General features: G+C 45.9%; 11 protein-coding genes and 4 pseudogenes. 9 read left to right on the plus strand and 6 right to left on the minus strand.

Annotation, left to right across the window (positions count from 1 at the left end; translation table 11 throughout):
* Positions 1–268 precede the first annotated feature (268 nt).
* The 5 genes and pseudogenes from DW830_RS02835 (at position 269) to DW830_RS02855 (ending at position 10,288) form a co-directional block, all read left to right on the plus strand.
* Positions 269–3,471: pseudogene (locus DW830_RS02835) on the plus strand (SusC/RagA family TonB-linked outer membrane protein).
* 54 nt (positions 3,472–3,525) lie between these two features.
* Positions 3,526–5,282: pseudogene (locus DW830_RS02840) on the plus strand (RagB/SusD family nutrient uptake outer membrane protein).
* Positions 5,283–5,310: 28 nt separating this feature from the next.
* Positions 5,311–6,753, plus strand: a pseudogene (locus DW830_RS02845) (hypothetical protein); the annotation flags it as partial.
* 650 nt (positions 6,754–7,403) lie between these two features.
* On the plus strand, positions 7,404–9,092 hold the full coding sequence (locus DW830_RS02850; RefSeq protein ID WP_119248786.1) for an arabinan endo-1,5-alpha-L-arabinosidase: 1,689 nt from the start codon (positions 7,404–7,406) through the stop codon (positions 9,090–9,092).
* Positions 9,093–9,287: 195 nt separating this feature from the next.
* Positions 9,288–10,288, plus strand: a pseudogene (locus DW830_RS02855) (family 43 glycosylhydrolase).
* Positions 10,289–10,457: 169 nt separating this feature from the next.
* Here DW830_RS02855 and DW830_RS02860 read toward each other — a convergent pair.
* On the minus strand, positions 10,458–12,023 hold the full coding sequence (locus tag DW830_RS02860) for an ATP-binding protein (RefSeq protein WP_119248787.1): 1,566 nt from the start codon (positions 12,021–12,023) through the stop codon (positions 10,458–10,460).
* Positions 12,024–12,238: 215 nt separating this feature from the next.
* Between DW830_RS02860 and DW830_RS02865 the strand changes: the two genes are divergently transcribed.
* Complete coding sequence (locus DW830_RS02865; protein ID WP_119248788.1) at positions 12,239–13,525, plus strand: ATP-binding protein; 1,287 nt, start codon at positions 12,239–12,241, stop codon at positions 13,523–13,525.
* A 268-nt stretch (positions 13,526–13,793) separates the two neighbouring features.
* Here the strand turns inward: DW830_RS02865 and DW830_RS16230 are convergent, their stop codons facing one another.
* The 5 genes from DW830_RS16230 to DW830_RS16245 all read right to left on the minus strand — a co-directional run bounded on the left by DW830_RS16230 (position 13,794) and on the right by DW830_RS16245 (position 18,050).
* Positions 13,794–14,123, minus strand: a complete 330-nt coding sequence (locus DW830_RS16230; protein ID WP_233544347.1) for an alpha-L-arabinofuranosidase C-terminal domain-containing protein — start codon at positions 14,121–14,123, stop codon at positions 13,794–13,796.
* Positions 14,090–15,757, minus strand: coding sequence for an alpha-L-arabinofuranosidase C-terminal domain-containing protein (locus tag DW830_RS02870; protein WP_233544348.1), 1,668 nt, complete (start codon positions 15,755–15,757; stop codon positions 14,090–14,092). The genes DW830_RS16230 and DW830_RS02870 overlap by 34 nt, the downstream gene beginning before the upstream one ends.
* A gap of 31 nt (positions 15,758–15,788) precedes the next feature.
* Entirely contained in the window at positions 15,789–16,232 is a 444-nt protein-coding gene (locus DW830_RS16235; RefSeq protein ID WP_233544349.1) for a hypothetical protein, read from the minus strand.
* 241 nt (positions 16,233–16,473) lie between these two features.
* Positions 16,474–17,589 (minus strand): AAA family ATPase, encoded by a 1,116-nt coding sequence (locus DW830_RS16860; RefSeq protein WP_317125366.1) that lies wholly within the window; start codon positions 17,587–17,589, stop codon positions 16,474–16,476.
* Complete coding sequence (locus DW830_RS16245; RefSeq protein WP_255415608.1) at positions 17,505–18,050, minus strand: AAA family ATPase; 546 nt, start codon at positions 18,048–18,050, stop codon at positions 17,505–17,507. The genes DW830_RS16860 and DW830_RS16245 overlap by 85 nt, the downstream gene beginning before the upstream one ends.
* Before the next feature lie 327 nt (positions 18,051–18,377).
* Here DW830_RS16245 and DW830_RS02880 point away from each other — a divergent pair, with 327 nt between their 5' ends.
* The 3 genes from DW830_RS02880 (at position 18,378) to DW830_RS02890 (ending at position 20,042) form a co-directional block, all read left to right on the plus strand.
* Positions 18,378–18,839, plus strand: coding sequence for a PD-(D/E)XK nuclease family transposase (locus DW830_RS02880; RefSeq protein WP_233544350.1), 462 nt, complete (start codon positions 18,378–18,380; stop codon positions 18,837–18,839).
* Between the two features lie 682 nt (positions 18,840–19,521).
* A complete protein-coding gene (locus tag DW830_RS02885) occupies positions 19,522–19,755 on the plus strand; it encodes a hypothetical protein (RefSeq protein ID WP_147381887.1) in 234 nt (77 codons plus the stop codon).
* Positions 19,755–20,042, plus strand: coding sequence for a type II toxin-antitoxin system YafQ family toxin (locus DW830_RS02890; RefSeq protein WP_199656046.1), 288 nt, complete (start codon positions 19,755–19,757; stop codon positions 20,040–20,042). Before DW830_RS02885 ends, DW830_RS02890 begins: the two co-directional genes overlap by 1 nt.
* Positions 20,043–20,118: the final 76 nt, after the last annotated feature.

The following is a 20,118-nucleotide window of genomic DNA, read 5'->3' on the forward strand; positions in this document are numbered from 1 at the left end:
TCTAGTTTTTTGTTCCTTTTTGTTAAATTCACCTATGAGGTTGTATAAATGGTGGAAAAGTGCGTAAAATATGTAAAAATCGACAGATTATGCAGTTTGTCCACCTATTATTCACGTTTGTCCACCCTATATAAGCTTATTAATTGTACTTTTGCCACCGAAAATTAACGATCAAACCGATTTGCAGTAACAAACAAACCGTTTGAAAATTAACAAACCAAAGAAAATTTAGAATAAACAAAATCATAAACCTAAAAAGTTTTAAGCAATGAGGAAACAATTATTCTCTATGATGCTATGCCTAGGAGCTGTCGGTGGTGCTTCTTTCGTAACCCCGATGACCGCTATGGCCGCTGTAGCACAGGATCAGGTGATTACAGTCAAGGGACAGGTTGTAGATGATCAGGGTGAACCTCTGATTGGTGCAACAGTGAAGACCAAGGATGCCAAGACCGGTGCTGTAACTGACCTCGATGGTAACTTCGAGATCAAAGTAAAAGCTAACGCTACTCTTTTGGTTAGCTATTTGGGCTTCAAGGAGCGCCAGATTGCCGTTCGCGGACGAGCTATCCTCGAACCTATCCAGCTTTCTTCAGACAATCAGTTGCTCGAACAGGTTGTCGTAGTGGGTTATGGTACCCAGAAGAAGGCAGATCTTACCGGTTCTGTAGCTATTGTCAATGCTGAGGAGATGAAGAAGGTGTCTAACTCCAACATCTCTACTATGCTCGAAGGTAAGGTAGCTGGTGTGCAGATTACATCCGATGGTCAGCCAGGTGCCGACCCAAGCGTACGTATCCGTGGTATCGGTTCTTTCGGTAGCACAGCTCCTCTTTATGTCATCGATGGTGTGCCAATGGGTACCACTATCCGTGATTTCTCTCCTAATGATATTGAGACCATCCAGATCTTGAAGGATGCTTCTGCGGGTGCCATCTATGGTTCTCGTGCAGCTAATGGTGTCGTTATCATCACAACCAAGAATGGTAAGAAAGACCAGCCTCTGAAGGTGAACTACTCTGGTTACTTCGGTGTTGACCAGATTCCTGGCGATGTATATGATGTGATGAATGCCGACCAGTATAGCAACTATCTGGGTCAGGCTTGCTCAAACTCCAACACTCCTCTGCCTGGTGGTTACAAGATGGGCGAGGATGGCAAGTATCACTTCCAGGATGCTACCAATACAAATTGGTTTGACGAAGTGTTCAAGACTGGTATCCGCCAGAATCACAACGTAGCCCTCAGCGGTGGTAGCTCTCACAGTACTTATAATGTATCTCTCGACTACTATAACCAGAAGGGTACCTTGGAAGGTGCAGGTCCTAACTACGAGCGTTATACAGCCCGTGTGAACAACACCATGGACACCAAGTTCGTGAAGTTCCGCACCAGCATGGTTTATTCTCATTCCAACCAGGACAACATGGGTCTTTCGAATGCCTCAGAGTATGTCCAGGGTCTTTATGGTGATGTAACCAACGTACTCCGTGGTACACTTCTGATGCAGCCAACTATCAAGGCTTACGATAACTCAACATGGGTTCTCGATGACAAGGTAGGTGCAGCCAACGGTTATCGCTACGATGCATACGGTTATGGTGTTTACTATGACAGCGTACATGGTGATATCTCTGCTTCTAACCCATTGCTGGTTAATAACCTCCTGCAGCGCAACACCTTGGTTGACCGCTTCGTAGGTACCGCTTCTGCCGACGTAGATTTGTTGGGTATGGTAGGTATCAAGAGCAAGAACCATGGTCTTCACTATAATGTAAACCTCTCTTACAGCAAGACCGAGGCAAAGGATAAGACCTGGATTCCTTCCTGGATTCAGAGCAACCGTGTATATCTTGCCAAGGAGAATGAGCGCCTTACCAAGGGCTCACGCAACTACAGCGACGCCTTGGTTGAGAATACCATTACCTACAATGGAACAATCGGTAAGCACAACATCAACCTGCTCGCTGGTATGACTTACGAGGAAGAGAACACCAACCTCTTGACAGGTTGGGGTATCAACTTCACAGAGCCTTACTTCCTCCAGCTTCAGAATGCCAAGAACACTTACTCAGAGTCATACGAGTATAAGCATAGTCTGGCATCATACGTTGGCCGTTTGAACTATAACTATGCTGAGAAGTACCTGATTTCTGCAGTAGTACGTCGTGATGGTAGCTCCCGCTTGAGCAAGAACATCCGTTGGGCAACCTTCCCATCTGTATCTTTGGGCTGGCGCTTCGATAAGGAAAAGTTCTTCCCAATCAGTCAGGATATCGTTAACATGTTCAAGATTCGTGCCAGCTATGGTGAGCTCGGTAACGAGAACATCGGTGAGTACCAGTATATGGCTACCATGAACCGTAACAACATGACTTACAGCTTCGGCAACAGTCCTGTAACCGGTTCTGCCGTTTCTACCTTCGTGAACAACGATATCGCATGGGAGAAGAAGAAGACCACCAACGTGGGTATCGACCTCGCGATGTTCAACAATCGCCTGGAGTTCACTGCCGAGTGGTATAAGAACAAGTCAGAAGACTTGCTTTACTCTGTTCCTGTTCCTGCACAGACTGGTGTATCCAACACCTCTGTAACCATGAACGCTGCCTCTATGGAGAACAGTGGTTTCGAGTTCAGCGCAACCTATCGCAACCGTGACCACGCCTTCAAGTATGACATCAGTGCCAACTTGAGTACCTTGAAGAACAAGGTAACTTCTCTGGGTATCGGTAAGGACTCTTACATCTCTGGTGCATACGCTACCTACGTAGGTCAGGAGATCGGTCAGTTCTATGGTTGGGTTTACGAGGGAATCGCCCGTACACAGGCAGATCTCGACAACCACGCAACTCAGCAAGGTGTTAATGTAGGTGACTGCCTCTATAAGGATATCTCTGGTCCTGAAGGAACTCCTGATGGCGTAATCGATGCATACGACCAGACCGTATTGGGCAGTGGTCTTCCAAAGGTGAACTTCGGTTTGAGCACCCACATGGAGTATAAGGCTTCGACCTCAACATTTCTACCTACGGAGTTTTGAACTATCATGTGTCAGATGATATCTATAATAGCTTGAACTCTTGCTACGGCTATGGTAACAAGGAAGTAGGCATGCTGGATGCCAACCGCTGGTCAGAGGATGGTACCTACCTTTCAAGTGTTCCACGTACCTACGCTGCCAACAATGCAACATTGGCATGGAACGACCTCTTCAGCTCTCGCAAGATTCAGAATGCTGCTTACTGGAAGATTGCCAACGTAGAATTGGGCTACAACTTCCCAGACAAGTGGTTTGGTGGATATGTCAGTGGTGTACGTCTCTATGTATCAGCACAGAACCTCTACACTTTCACAGGCTATCATGGATATAATGTGGACTATGCCGGTGGTACCTTTACCCCAGGTTACAACTTCTGCTCTTTCCCAAGTGCCAGAACATTTATGGCAGGTCTCCACTTCACATTCTAATAGTTTAAGAGATAAGGAAAACTACGAGAATTATTATTTAAAAGAACATTTGATATGAAACTATATAAATTATCATTAGCTCTCTTCCTTGGCCTCGGTGCTATGGCTACCACCTCATGCGAGGACAAGTTGGATGTTACCAATCCTAACCAGCAGACCACCGGTACCTCGGTTTCAATGCAGATGATCTGGAAGAGTGCGTTATTGCAGCATACAACCATATTCGTATGGAAGGTTCTTCGGCACGTGTGGGTTATACCCTCGATGTAACACGTGGCGATGAGGTATGGAACTCATCACAGGTGTGGTACATGCCTTTCGATGATATGAACGACCCTGTGACAGATGAAATCTCCATGTGGCCTTGGCGTGAAGCTTACTATACTATTAATGTATGTAACTTCATCCTTTCACGTACCACAGGCGATGATGCTTCGCTCAGCGAAAGCATGAAGCGAATCAAGGGCCAGGCACTCTTCCTCCGTGGTTATTCATACTATACATTGGCAGGATATTACCAGAATCCTGCGCTGATTACTGATTATGCCAACTATTCTACTCTGGATGGTCTCTATGGCAAGAACAGTACTTATGATGATGTGCTCGATCAGGTAGAGAAGGATTTCGCCGAGGCGATGACTCTTCTTCCTTCCCGTGATGCTGGTGGCGAGTGGGCTAAGGGTCGTGCTACCTGCGGTGCAGCTGCCGGCTACTATGCCCGCACCTTGATGCAGCGCCATAAGTATAGCGATGCGCTCGTTGTACTCAAGGATATCATGAACAAGAAGTATGGCTCTTACAAGCTGATGGCTAACTATGGCGACAACTTCCGTGAGGGTTCTGCTTACGAGAACAATGACGAGAGCCTCTTCGAGATTCAGTATCTCGACTACGGTTCACAGGGTGTGGATGATGAGTGGACTCCTGTCAATACCAGTCCTAACGCTACACAGGGTCATGCCGTAGAGTCTAACTTCGCTCCAGGTAGATTCGGTGGATGGGCAGACCTCTCTGCATCTCCATGGTTGTACAACCTCTTCAAGCAGGAGCGTACCAAGGATGGTAAGCTCGATCCTCGCCTCTACTGGACTATCGGTACCTACGAGTCTGACTGGATTGGTTTCGAGAATGGCAACGTAGCTTACAAGAGTGAAATGACTCCTAATGATACCATCATCACCAACAACAACTATGGTGGTCTCCCTATCGCTAAGTGGACAAATTTCCGTACCAACCTTTATGACAAGGTAACTACAGGTCTTCATTGCGGTATCAACCTCCGTATGATGCGTTACTCAGATGTATTGCTTCGTGCTGCAGAGTGCGAGAACGAGGTAAATGGTCCTACACAGCAGGCTATCGACTGGATCAATCAGGTTCGTGAGCGTGCCAGTCTGAAGGATCTGAGCCTCTCTGATTTCGATACCAAGGATAAGCTCTTCGAGCAGATTGCCAATGTAGAGCGTCCTAAGGAGTTCGGTTGCGAGTATGGTCGTGGTTACGATTTGATTCGTTGGGGATTCTTCTATGACAATGACCGATTGGCTCAGTTGAAGGAACACGGAACCTTCCGCCGTTCTCCATACAAGGCTAAGGAAGCTGTCAGCTACTCTTTGGTAGGTGTTGATCCTGAGTTGAAGAGCTCTTACGATACCTACGTACCGGGTCATGAGTTCCTGCCAATCTATCAGGGCTTGCTGAACGATAACCCTAACCTGACTGGTAACTCTGCGAATACCAATACAGACAACTCTACTGATTTCTTCGGAAGAGGCTGGACTGTTCACCCAGTAGTAAACTTGGGCAAGTAACAATATCACAATATAGAATATATAAAATATGAAACACCTAAATAAAATAGCATCTGTCTTCTGCGTGGCAGCAATGGCTTTGACAGCATTGACAGGATGCGAGGGAAGTGACATGTTCAGTGTTAACTCTCCTGATTGGATTTCAGAGAAGATTGACTCCATCAATGCTGCTAAGGGCAATGACAATGCATTGCCAGAAGGTGAGGAGGATGTTTACACCGTTGGTGCTACTGACTATTCTTCTGGTTTCTGGACAGCCTTCTCTAAGTATTATGTCATACCTGAGGGCAAGACCTGGAATGCCGTGTTCAATCTGAACATCAACCCATCGGCTCCTAATACCTTCAAGAACTTCGCCCTCATCCTTGCTAGTGATGATGATCGTGGTGGCGCTAACTATAAGGAGTATGGAGCTATCCGTTTCGATAATCAGCCTAGCGGTAACTCTGAGTGGGGTGATTATATTGATAGAAGTGGTGTAGTAAGTGATCTTACTTTTGAAACTGATACCGACGAAGGCGTACAGAAGCTCGGTGGTACAGTCGTTGTTACAGTTGACCGCTCAGACCCTAATGCCTTCAGCGTCAAGATTACCAATGGTACAGTAACCAAGACATACAAGCAGTCAACCCCTCTTCCAAATCTCAATCCTGATGCAAGCAATACCAACATCCGTGCATTCCTTGTACCGGAAGGTTCTTACATCAACTTCCTCCAGTCTAACCTCGAGCCAATCGGTGGTTTCACTTCTGCAGAGGATAAGCAGCCTCTTTCTATGGAGTTGCACTCTGTTCCTAAGAAGGTTTTGGTAGGTACATCTCTTGAGGATGCAATGGCCAACGTTTCTGCTACCATCACATTCGAGACTGGCATTACCAAGGAGGTTCCTGCTGCTGAACTCGGATTTGTGGCTGTTCCTAATATGGATCAGGTAGGTGTGAAGACACTCGTTGCTATCTACAACAAGACGTTCAAGAACGAGAACTGCAGTACTCCTATCGCAGGTCAGGCTCAGTTCAGCGTGGTAGATAAGATGTTCAACAGCCTGGGTGCTACCGACAACTCAACTCCATTCTTCGGTGCTCAGACTGAGGCTGTGAAGGTAGCTCCTCATGAGACTCAGGTGATGCAGTTTACCAACTATACCAATGGTGGTAATAACTGGGAAAACTTCCTCGTTGTGATGGTCAACGGTGCCGGAACAGAATATGGTGTTACCCGTGCCGACTGCTTCGGTTGGGGTACTGCTTACGATGGCAAGGCAACTCCTTTCGGTGCTCCTGAAAATTGGGCTACATGGCTCGCTGACATGGATGGCGCCAAGGTTACTCTCTATACAACCAACAATGGTGATGGCACTGTAGATATCAAGTACGATATCGTTGCAGCCAATGGTCATAAGTATCACATGGGCTACACTGGAATCTCTGGCGTAGATGCCAACGATTTCTTTGTCAAGCTCTCTCTCGAGAAGGCTCACCTGGAGTTTGATTCTGTTGTAGGAGATGAAAATAATACTTCTGCTTTCTTCGGAGCTCTCTCTAATGTGTTTGATGTTCCTGCAGGAAAGACCGTTTCTACTCAGTTTGTCAACTATACAGCTGGTGGTGAAAACTATCACAACTTTGTAGCAGTTCTTGTCAACAAGGCAAACGACAAGGAGTATGCTGCCGTTCGTGCCGACAACTTCGGTTGGGGTACTGGATATGATGCATGTACTCATGCCTGCTCATGGGAAGACTGGGGTGCTTGGCTTGCTGCCATGGATGGTGCCAAGGTTCAGCTCTCTGTAACCAATGTAGGTAATGGTACAGCCAACATCAAGGCAACCATGATAGGCAACAATGGTGTAACCTACACCCAGACCTACAATGGCATCAACAACATCGATGCCAATGACCTGGCGTTCAAGCTCACCATAGAAAAGGCTCATCTGGTATTCGATTTACCATTTGCCAATTCTTCATTTTCATCAGCACGCAAGCATTACTCACGTGCACATCGCAGATAAGAGATTTTTGAAATAGTATGATAAGGCATGACCTATGCGGAAACACATTCCCATAGGTCTGCCTTTTTTCAGAAAAAGAAGATAATAAAACTAACTAAACGAAAAGAAAAATGAAAAAGCTTCATATATTTGCCCTTTTGCTGGCTTGTACGCTGATGGTAGGATGCAGCAGTAGCAGTGATGATCCGGAGATTCCTGTGAATCCAACTCCTACACCGACTCCAACCCCTACACCAACTCCTGGTGATCAGACAGCAGAGGAACTGGCTAATTACAAATGTCCTACCTATAATGATAATTATACATCGGTGTCAGCCTGGACACAGCACTTGAAGTGGAATCTTGCCAATATGCACGATCCTACGGTGGTGAAGGCATCTGATGGATATTATTATATGTATCAGACTGATGCCAGCTATGGCAATGCACATCAGAAGGATATCCGCAACAGCAACAAGCACGGACACTTCTTCTGCCGCCGCTCCAAGAATCTCGTAGATTGGGAATTTGTAGGAGCCACCATGGTGGGCTTGCCTTCCTGGGTAAAGACAAAACTCAATGAATTCCGCAAGGGCATGGGAGTGGCTGAACGTCCTGACAGCTATTTCGCCAATGACCTGGACTTCGGCTTCTGGGCTCCATGCGTGCGCAAGGTCAACGACCATCTCTACCGTATGTATTATGCTATCACCTGTCCTGGCACCATCAATGGTGACGGAACCTGGAGTGAACGTGCCTTCATCGGACTGATGGAGACCAGCGATCCGGCTTCCAACAAATGGGAAGATAAGGGATATGTCATCACCAACGCTTCTGACAAGGGATTGAATTATAAGGTAAAATCAGATGATTGGGCAAACTGCTATTTCAAGTATAATGCCATCGACCCTACTTACGTCATCACTCCAGAAGGAAAGCATTGGCTGATATATGGTTCCTGGCACAGTGGTTTCGCTGCTGTGGAGCTTGATGCCAATACGGGTAAGACCAAGGCTGCCTTGCCTAACCCATGGGGTACAGCCGATGATATCGCTGCTTACGGAAAGACCATCTTTACACGTACGTTGAATAACCGTTGGCAGGGTTCTGAGGCTCCGGAGATAGTATATCATGATGGCTATTATTATCTTTTCGTTGCTTACGATGCCCTGGATGTTCCTTACAATACCCGTGTGCTCCGTTCCAAGAACGTGGATGGTCCGTATGAGACCATGAATGGTAAGATTACCGATGCTGCCAAGGGTGCCAATGAGGAACCTACCGTGCTGACTCATCCTTACAAGTTCAGCGCAGGAAGCGGTTGGGTAGGTATCAGTCACTGTGCCGTATTCGATGATGGTGCAGGCAACTGGTATTATGTTTCCCAGCAGCGTATGCCTGCCAATGTTGCAGGTATTGCAGCCAGCAATGCCATTATGATGGGTGGCGTGCGTTCTATCCAGTGGGATAGCAACGGATGGCCTGTCGTGATGCCTGAGCGTTATGGAGCTGTACCACAGGCGAAAATCACCGCCAGCGAACTGGAGGGAACCTGGGAAGGTATCGAACTCTCTTATGAGTATGGCAAGCAGAAGACCAGCAAGACCTTCAAGCTCAGCAGTAATGGCGTGATGGAGGGTGGTTCTGCCTGGAGCAATGTCAAGGCATGGAGCTTCGATGCTTCTTCCAATACATTGACCATCGGTACTACCAAGCTGAAGGTTCAGCGTGAGGTAGATTGGGAGGCAAGTCCTCGCAAGGTTACCATCGTTTACTCGGGAGTGAGTGGCAACAGAAGCTATTGGGGAAAGAAGAATTAAGATCTTTAGTTAGTTTTTAAAAGTTTGGCCGCATCAGCGGTTTTTGACAGTTATAAGGGGAGCTAAGCTGTGAAGCCTTCAGCTCCCTTTTTTAATAACTCAACTTAGTAAGTAATCCTATAAACAGTAACAAAAAGACGTATGAAAAATTTTTTAATTAAAGATATAAGAGTATGGGTTCTCTCCATACCCTTAATGGCAGTTTGTGCCGTTTTCGCAAAGGCGCAGACGGCTCTTTCTCAGCCGGTTGTGGTGGATTCACCAATGGTTCACGATCCCGTGATGGCTTACGAGAATGGTAAGTACTATCTCTATTGTACGGGTCATGGAGTGGCTCAGATGACTTCTACCGACCGCCAGCACTGGACTCTGAATCCGCAGGGTGTATTGAAGGATGAGGCTCGTGGTGCTTTTCCGGCATGGACGCACGATAGTGTACCGGGATATGAAAGTCATACCTGGGCACCGGATGTCATCAGGTATAAGGATAAGTGGTATATGGCTTATTCCTGTTCTACCTTTGGCAAGAATACTTCTGCCATCGGATTGCTGAGCAATTCTTCGCTCGCCGATACTGATGGATGGAAGGATGAGGCTGCCTCATATCTTCAAAGGGTGGTAGAGACAACTGGAATGCCATCGATCCGAATTTTGTGATTGATGAGAAGGGAAAGCCTTGGCTTACCTGGGGCTCTTTCTGGGATGGCATCCAGCTTATTCCTTTAGACAAGAAGACGATGCATGTGAAGAAGGGTGCCAAGCCTCAGACCATTGCCCGCCGTTATGCGCTCAATCAGATAGATGTGCCTACCAATCCTACCTCCCGTGATGCCGGCACCAATGCCATCGAGGCTCCTTTCATCATGAAGCATGGTGGTTATTACTATCTCTTCGTCAGTTGGGATTACTGCTGCCAGGGTATGAAGAGTACCTATCGTGTTGCCGTGGGTAGAAGCAGGAAGGTGGCTGGTCCTTATTTGGATAAAGAAGGCAAGGATATGCGCAATGGCGGTGGCACCCTGCTGCTGGAAGGCGACAAGAAGGAATATGAGGCGATGGGTCATTGCTCTGCCTACTCCTTCCCTGATGGCGATTTCTTCTTCTGCCATGGTTACAGCGTGCCGAAGAATGGTGCCAGCATCCTGGTTCAGAAGAGAATCCGCTGGACTAATGATGGATGGTTAACATTAGAATAAAAAAAGTTCTTATCCTTAGCAGAAAGCTATGTTCATAACTTTTGAATGTGTATTCAGCACTATTGAACTTAAGTTCAGCACTGTTGAACTTAAGTTCAGTACTTTTGAATATAGCTTTCTACTAAGGATAAGAACTTTTTTTATTGGTAATAAAAGCTTTTTTGATTCTTTATTCTTCTTTGATAATCCAATTGCTGATAGTGCGCTGGGTGCTATCAAAGCTGATACCGATTTTTACCAGCCGCTTGCCCTCTGCATGATATGGCAGCATATAGCCTTTTTCGTCTATCTGTGCCAAAGCCTCCTCGGCACTCTTATCAACCTTCAGTTCGAAGACATATATCGTATCTGGCATGTGCATCACGGCATCAGCCCTGCCTATGGCGCTCTTTACCTCTGTGCGGATATAGATGTTGAGAAAGCTGAACATCAGATAGAAGATGGTCTGATAATGCTTCTCGCTATGATTCTCCAGATCGTATGGTATCGTAGCCATATAGGTGCGCATGTGCTCCAGTGCCGCCTCGATGTCATTTCTATAAACCGCCTTGCAGAATCCCAGGAGGAAGGCATTGTTGTCAGAACGGCGAGGATTCACATAATGGGGAATCAACGAATTGAGCAATCCATTACGAACCTCCCTGTTTGGAATGCCCAGCGTATATTCCTGAAACATCGGTTCATATTTCTTGATGGTCAGATAGCCGCTCTGGTAAAGCAAAGGCAAGGCATCTGTCATTTCCTCTGTTGATTGGTCGAAGGAACTCAATACAGTCTCTTGACTCTCTAAAGTAGAAAGATTGACATGATACTTATCCAAAAGTTTCAAGAGGAAGGATGGAGTGCCGGAACCAAACCAGTAAGGAGCAATCTTGCCTGCATTCAGTGCCTTTACCAGACTGAATGGATTAAAGACATCCTCTGATTTCTCGCTGAAATGATAACCGTCATAGAATTGCGTCAGCTCTGCCAGGCATTCTTCATACGACATGCCAAGGGCCTCGCCCATAGCCTCAATATCTGGTTTCATCTGGGTGGTCAGCTCAGTCTTGCTGATACCGCAGATGGCTGAATACTGGTCGAACAGACTGATATTGTCGAGGTTGTTGAGTTCGCTGAAGATGCTGAGCTGCGAGAACTTGGTGATACCCGTGATGAAGGTGAACTCCAGGTATGGGTCGAGCTTTTTCAGAGGACTGTAGAAGTTCTGCATGATGCGACGGAGCGGTTGCAGGTTTTCCTTTTCATGTACCACATCCAGCAATGGGGCATCATATTCATCGATGATGACTACCGCCTTTTCGCCCGTCTGCTTGTAAGCACGCTTCACGAGTCCATCCAGTCGGTCGTTTGGATACAATTCATCATCATCCTTGCCATAGAGTTTCTCGTATGGCTTCAACTGCAAGTCGAGATAATGCTTCAAGCCATCAGCATCAAAATGCTTGGCACCGCTCAGATCGAAGTGGAGCACAGGATGCTTCACCCATTCCTTCTCATAATCAGCAATTGCCAATCCCTCGAAAAGTTCCTTTCTTCCTTCGAAATAGGCCTGGAGGGTAGAGGCAAAGAGTGACTTGCCGAATCGTCTTGGACGACTCAGAAAGATATACTTCATACCTTTTCCTCTGAAATCCACGATGTATTTGGTCTTATCTACATAGAGATAACCTTTCTCGCGAATTTCTTCAAAAGTCTGAATTCCTACAGGATATTTATTTACTATTTTTGCCATATTCCTACATGCTTTACGTTTTGCGCTGCTAAGTTACAAAGAAAATCTGAATTAGCCAAGCATAATGGTTAAAAATAAAATGTTTTGTAAAATAAGGCGTTCGGAATACCCTGAAATATGTAAAATAAGGCGTTCTGTGTAGTTAAAAACATGTAAAATAAGGCATTCTTCATTATTTTTTCTTATCTTTGCATCCAGAAAAAGTAAGTGTTATTATGCTGGATAAGAGAAACTTAGAACAGATTCTTTCTGATCAGCAGGAAGAACTGGAGATACGTAGAGGCGAAACTTTGTGTCATCGACCAGAAGAGGCGCAGATAGACTTGGACAGTACGCAGGCTCAGGTCGTGATAGGTGTGCGCCGTAGCGGCAAATCTACTCTATGCTTCCAGGCATTGGAGAAAGTAGGTGTGAAATACGCTTATGTAGATTTTGACGATGAGCGGTTGACTAACATCCAGGCAGAAGATTTGAACGATGTTCTGGAAGTGTTGTATAAGATATATGGTGATTTCAATTATCTGTTTCTTGACGAGATACAGAATATCGAGGGCTGGCACCTTTTCGTGAATCGCATGCTTCGCAGGCGGATGCATGTCATTGTAACAGGTTCTAATGCCAAACTTCTGAGCAGCGACCTGGCTACTCATCTCTCGGGGCGGTGCAAGGAGATACCTTTGTTTCCATTCTCCTTTTATGAGTATTGTCTGATGAAAGAGGTGGATACGGAAGGAATGACTACCAAGGTACAGGCATTCAGGAGAGCTGCCTTCGATCATTATCTGAAACAGGGAGGATTTCCTGAACTGCTCGTTATCGGCGAACACCAGAATTATGTGAAGAATCTGGTAAGCAATATCCTGCAGAGAGATATTGAACAGCGTTTCAAGATTACCTATCAGGCTATCTTCGAGCAGTTGGCTCATCATCTGCTCAATGTGGCTCCGCTCATCGTGTCTTCTTCGGAACTGTCGGTTACACTGGGGGTAAAATCGGAACATACCATCAGGAATTATATCGGATACATGAAGCAGGCTTATCTGCTGCTGGGGCTTCAGAAGTATTCTGCCAAGAGCAAGATGAGAATAACCCAGGAGAAGGTGTATCCCATAGATGTGGCATTGATGGATCAGAGAGATAATGCGCTGGTGGGAGAGAACCTGGGATGGAGATTGGAAACCATTGTTTATCTGCAGCTGGTTAGAACTTATAAGCCGCAGGGGTATGATATCTATTATCTGAGCGACCGCTCGGGCGAGTGCGATTTCGTGGTTTGCAAAAACAATCAGGTGAAACAAGCCATTCAGGTTTCGTATGACATCTCTTCACCCAAGACTCGCAAACGGGAGATTGAAGGATTACTTCTGGCTCATCGCAAGACGCAATGCACCGACCTGCTGCTGCTCACCGACCATGAGTACAACCAAGTTACAGAAAAAGGCCTTGACATCAAGATACGACCGGTATATGACTGGGTTGTGGAAATGGGGAAGAGGAAATAGAGAAAAATCAATCGCAATATAAGAAATGAATAAATTAAAAGCATTATTGGGCTTCGACCCGAAGACTACTACGGTTAAGACTGAGTTGACATCTTCCTGCTCTTCAATTATGCTTTCGGATAAAAGAAGCGATAGATAAAAATAAGGCGGCAATCTGCATCACGCAGGTTGCGCCTTCCATTTTCTAACTAACTTTCTTATCAACTATTCAAAATGGATTTTATGATGGAGTTGTCTAGGGCTTAATGCCCTAGACGTAGCTTGTTTCTTACTTCAAACGGATGATGTTCAGCGAGCTGGCTGGAATCTCTACCGTGGCACCATTCTTCTCTGTAGTTACGTAGTTTTCTACAGGATAGATGTTGGTAGGATTGTCGATGGTGTTCTCCTCCAGACCGTTCTTGGCTGAAAGGCGGATGAGCTTGCCAGCCTTAATCTCCTTACCCTGAAGATTGATCTTCGCTGTGGTATGCTCGGTGCTGGTGTTGGCAATCTTCAGGATTACCTCGCCCGTCTGCTCGTCGAGTGTAGCTGTAGAGAAGATGCCAGGAAGGGTGTTCGCCTTCAACTTGGTGGCGAATACCTCCTTGCCATCCAACTTGGCGAAGATGCTGTCGCTACTACCTTCAGCTCGATATCATACCACTTGCCGGTTTCAATCTTGCCTGGGCAGGTAGCTATCTGACTCTTGGCACCATTCACGATAGACTCCACACCATGCTGGGTATTGTTCCAGCCACCAAGGTTCAACCAGCAGTAGTTGTTCTTATCCACGTAGTTGAAGATGATGAGGAAGCCCTCGTTGCCGGCATCCTTTTTCGCGCGTACCTTATATATATAGCCGTTGTTGGTAATCTCGCCTGGGTTCAGACGGATGCAGCTCTCCTCGTTGCTGGTCTGCTTGATGAGGCTGCCCTCAGCTTTCCACTGTCCACGGATGTCGGTAGGCAGTTCCTGCATGGTCATTGGCAGCGCCTTGCCGTTCTCATCGCTGTAGCCCTTGTCCTCGAAAGAAACCTGGGTGCCCCATGTTCCCATACCCACACGGCAGATGGCTGGCTTCACCTGAGTCTGCTCATACTTGTATGGATTCTCCTGGTTCACCTTCAATACACGGGTACCGATGTTGTTCGCCATCACGTTCTGAACGTAGTAAGATGGAGTTCCGAATACCTTATCAGATGTATATTGAATCATATCCGGTGCCCACATACGGTTGTTGAGGTTGGCGAAGATAGGAGCGTAGGATGCCATGGTCACGATGTCAGAATTGTTCTCGATGCCCATCATATAGACAGCCTCACCAAGTGCTGCATCGAGTGAACCCATATTGCCGAAGCCCTGGGTTACGGCATATTCGCCTACATAAATCTCGCTGCCCTTGCGGTCGTAGTTATCATACTTGTTGAAGTTCTCGGCAAACCAGGCTGGGTTTCTGTAGTAGTGCTCATCGAGCAGTTCCACGCTCTCCTGGCTTTCCCACTTAGGGTTGTCATCGCCCCAGGCTACCACGTTGCCGATGAGATGCATCTTAGGATATTTCGCCAGAACGGCATCCTTGAACTTCTTGAAGCGCTCGTAGTAATGGTCGCTCTGAGCCGCAGGATCCGGCTGGTTGTTCTCATTACCAATCTCCAGATACTCGATGTTGTATGGCTCCGGATGACCGTTCTTGGCACGCAGCGCACCATACTTGGAGGTAACAGGACCGTTGGCATACTCCAGGGCATTCATGCACTCATCAATCCAAGGCTGGATGCTATCCACCGGAGTCATACCGCCGTGCCACAAACCTACGTTGACTACATAGAGCGGCTTGGCGTTCAGATCCTCGGCAAGCTGCAGATACTCATCGAATCCCATACCATCGCTGGTACGGTAGCGCCAGTTTACGTTCTTATGGCCCGGACGCTCCTCGATAGGACCGATGGTCTTCTCCCAGTGGAATGCATTCTCTGGAGATTCCTGTCCCTCTACGTAGCAACCGCCTGGGAAGCGGACGAACTTAGGATGGATGTTATAGAGAAGCTGAGCCAAATCAGGGCGCAAACCGTTCTCGCGATTCTTGAAAGTAGGAGGGAAGAGGCTTACTACATCCAAAACGATGGTACCCTTGCCGTCGGCTACGAGTTCAAACTGTGCTTTCGCATCGTTGGCATTGGCTGTGAGTTCAGCAGTAAATTTTGTCCACTTCTTGCCTACCTTGGCATTGAGGGATGTTTCAGCATACACCTTGTCGCCCTTTGCTTGGTGAGTCGAGCCTTCAATCCGCCCTTGTAGCTACCCTTTGCCCAGAAAGAGAGCTTGTAGGTTCTGCCCTGTACGGCGTTGATGCCCCAGAAGCCTCGTTGATGAGAGAGGCTGTGGCAGCTGGTTTGGCAGCAATGGTAAGCTGGAGAGCCTTGCCCTGTGCCTGGTTGAGCAGACCCTTGTTGATGAGTTGTGTCTGGATCTTTGCACCTTCCTGGGCGGAAGTTTTCCAGGTAGGGATGTTCTTGTCATCGTCTTCGAAGGAGCGGTTGCTGATGAGTTCGGCATAGAGTCCGCCGTCAGCCGCATGGTTGATATCCTCGAAGAAGATACCATATAAATTAGGTGAAACCTTGACGCCTGGGTTAGAGGCATCTACCTGAATGGTTACTTGGGCGCTGGCTGCCATGAAAGAGGCGAGAGCTGCCGAAAGTAAAAACTGTCTTTTCTTGTTCATTTGCTTATTTTTAGGCTTGTTTTTATTTTGTTGCTTGTTATTTGCTGGTAGCATGAAGCCGCAGCTTTTGGAAGTTACTTCCTGCTGCGATTCATACACAGCCGCAAAAGTACACAAAATACACGGAAAAGAGGTGGACAAAACGGAGAATATAGTGTAAAAGGTGGATTTTCTGCTGAAAATCCACCTTTTTATCCTCTGTGAGGGTGTGTCATTATTCATCGGATTATGCACGGAAAATCTATGAAGTAATCCCCCAATCCAATATGCCTTTTCCTTCCTCGTCCAGTTCTATGCCGAGGCCTATCACCTTTCGCTTGTCAGCCTTGAAAGGTTCCAGGTATTGGTTGTCTAGAATCTGCTGGATGGCAGCCTTCTTGCCGCCATTGTTTCTCAGCTTCAGTTCTATCACGTAGATGTAGCGGGAAGTCTGGGCTATGAGGTCGATTCTTCCTGTGGCAAGCATGTGCTCTACTTCTACTTTCAGTCCGATGGCATTCAGAATGGTACTGATGATGAGTCTATAGCGCTCTTCCATATCCATTGAGGCAAGCTTCTTGTTGCTGTAAGGCACGTCGGCAACCAATGCTTTCAATGTTTTCATAGCATCTGCGATTTCACCAGTACCCAATTGACGGAACAGACTACTCTGCAGACTGATGATATCGCTTTCAGATCGCATCGTCAGCGTGGGCAGTACCACCTCGTAGAGAGCCTGTTTCACTTCCTGATTAGGGAAACCGAGGAAGTAACCAAATTCATCGCTGCTTTTGATGGTAAGATAGCCCGTCTGATAGAGGAAAAGCTCGGCACCACCATTGATTACATCAGAACTCTCAAGCGTCTTGCGTAAGATTGGACAATGTTCGAAATTGCGTAAGCGAAGCTCCATGTTATCCACAAACTTCGGCAGCATGGATGTAGCCCCAGATGAAACCCAGAAACAGCTCAGGTCTTGTGTATCAAGTGCATTGAGGAGACTGAAAGGATTGTAGATGTCCACCATATTTCTGCGACTGAAATGGTAGCCGTCGTAGTAATCCTTCAGATTATCATGGGTTTGCTGCAAAGTCCAGCCGTTCACTTCTGCCATTCTTTCCAGTTCCGGCTTGAAGTTCTGTCCGATTTCTTCTTCTGTGATGCCGCAGATGGCAGCATATTCTGGAAGGAAACTGATATTGGTCAGGTTGTTGAGAACCGAGAAGAGAGAAATCTGCGTAAACTTGGTAATGCCCGTGATGAAGACGAAACGCTGGTAGGCATCATCAGCCTTCAGAATGGCAAAAACGCTTCTATATACGTCTGTGCAACCCTCATGCTCGGGAGTTTCCAGGAGTGCTGGAGAGGAGAGTCGTATTCATCGATGAGAATGGCGACTTTGAGCCCTGTTTGCTTATAGGCGGTTTTGATGATGAGGTCGAAGCGGTTTCCCAGTGAATCTGTTGGTTTAATATGGATGCCATATAATTGCTCATAAACATCAAACGTTTGATCCAGATATGCCTTAACTTCATCTGCGGTTGCTCCCCCTCGGCTCATATCAAGTCGAATTACCGGGTACTGTTTCCAATCTTTTTCCAGCTCCATGATTTTCAGTCCTTCGAAGAGATCTTTTCTTCCTTCGAAGTAAGCCTGGAGCGTATCAACAAGCACAGATTTTCCGAATCGGCGAGGACGGCTCAAGTAATTATACTTAAAACCTTGGTTCGCCAATTTCCAAATCATGTCAGTTTTATCAACATAGAGGTATCCTTCCTCTCTGATAACATTGAAAGATTGTATGCCTACCGGCAGCTTTCTGTATTCATTGTTTGCCATAATCATTTCTCCTATTCCTTTCTTTAGCCGCAAAGATACGGCAATTTTTTGGATTGTGCAAGTTTTTGGCAATTAAAAAGATGTAAATCGATTCCGACAGGGGGGATTGCAAATCCCCAGGTTTGATAGGTCGAACCTTTTTATACGACGGATTGCAAATCATAAGTGGTTGATAGTTTTGTTATTCAATAGAGGTAAATTCTATGGTTTTTCAAATTTTTGCATTTTTTTCTTGGAGTTTTCAGAGAAAAATCGTAAATTTGCCATCAGATATCAATTATCTCAATATTTTGCCATGGGTAAATATATTAACCCCTTCACATCTACTTGTCTCTTCCTTTCTTTGACAAGAAGGCTGAAGAATGTGAAAGTGATTTTGACAAATGGATTTATGTATTAAAGCATATGGAAGCATTAGAGAGAATGCCGTTTACGGCACAGAAGAAGATTTTCAAGCGTCTAGCTGAACTGGCAGATTCCCGCTGTCTGAGTCAGGAAGAGCAAGAGAAATATGATGAAAGCTTAAAGGCCGCCGATGATTACTATGGTGTCTTAATGAGCTATTACATGAATGGTATTGATGAAGGTGAAGCTAAGGGTTTTGCCAAAGGTGAAGCTAAGGGTTTTGCCAAAGGTGAAGCTAAGGGTTTTGCCAAAGGTGAAGCAAGAGGTAGTTATCACAAAAGTCTTGATATAGCGAAGAAAATGCTATTAAAGGGTATGGATGATGACTCTATCATGGAACTGACAGGCTTAACCCATGAGCAATTGCATCAATTGAAATCATAAAATTATCAGATACAAGTTCTCCCCATAAGCCAGGCGATAGATAACTGTACTATCGCTGTGCCTTGTAAGTACTATCGCTGTGCCTTGTAAGTATTATCGTTGCTGCATCGATTTAACGTAAATAGTCTTCGGAGTAACCTTTACTTGTTGCCAGAAGAACTAATAGTATAAGCCGGAAAAGCCTATCTTTCCAGCCGCACAACAGCTGTTGTGCGCTTGCATAACAGCTGATATGCGCTCGCCCAACACCTGTTGTGCAAGTGGAAATCAGCTGGTGGGCGGATATTTATTTTAAATCTTCCTGTCTTCCGTGATGCGTCCCAGCGGATTTGCAATGCGTGAGGTGGCTGTCTTCCGTTAGGCGTCCCAGCGGATTTGCAATCCGCTGCAACTTGTAGCGATAATCCGCCAGTTTCAAAAATACTCTTCACTCTTCACCGAAGTGGTGTAAGTCATTGTGTATGAGTTGTTTTGATAGGGTGAAGAGTGCGCTCGACTCTTCACCACTCTTCACCACCCTTCACCCGGAAAAATTTGTGATGATGAATAAAGCAGGTTAAAGTGCCAAACTTGGGTTAAATCAAGACCTTTAACGTTAAAATAATGCAAGAAGTTTGGCGGTGTGAGGGGAATAATGTATTTTTGTATCTTAATTATGTTAAACGTTTTAAAGGAGAAGATTATGAAATCAAGAGCGATAGGATTAAAAGAACCACAGTTAGTGGTTTCAATATCAGACCCATCTTTGGTCAATAAACTTAAAAGTGCCATTCAAATGCTCCATGGAGTAAGTTCTATTTCGGTTTTGAAACCTAAGAAAACGGAATTGGAACTTGCTGAAGAGGATGTTGCTAAAGGTAGAGTTACACAATGGAACTCTGTTGATGAAATGTTTGATACTATTCTTGGTAAGTGATGTATAAATTAGGAACAACTAAAAGATTCGACAAAGCGTTGAAACTTTGTCGCAAGCGTGGCTATCCGATAGAGAAATTACAGAAAGCGATTTACTTATTGGTAGAAAATGGTACTTTACCTTCAGAATACAAACCACATATACTTCATGGTAATCATGAAGGTGAATGGGAAGCTCATATTGAATCAGATTGGCTTTTGATATGGGAACAGAATGATACGGAATTGACGCTGTTGATGTTAACTACAGGTACTCATTCTGATTTGTTTGGCAAAACGAAAAGATAAAATGGATCACCGGCAAAAGGTGAAGAGTGGTGAAGAGTGGTGAAGAGTGGTGCGCCACTCTTCACCTCTCGCAACC

The organism is Prevotella sp. AM34-19LB, from assembly GCF_003468525.1.
GTDB lineage: Bacteria > Bacteroidota > Bacteroidia > Bacteroidales > Bacteroidaceae > Prevotella.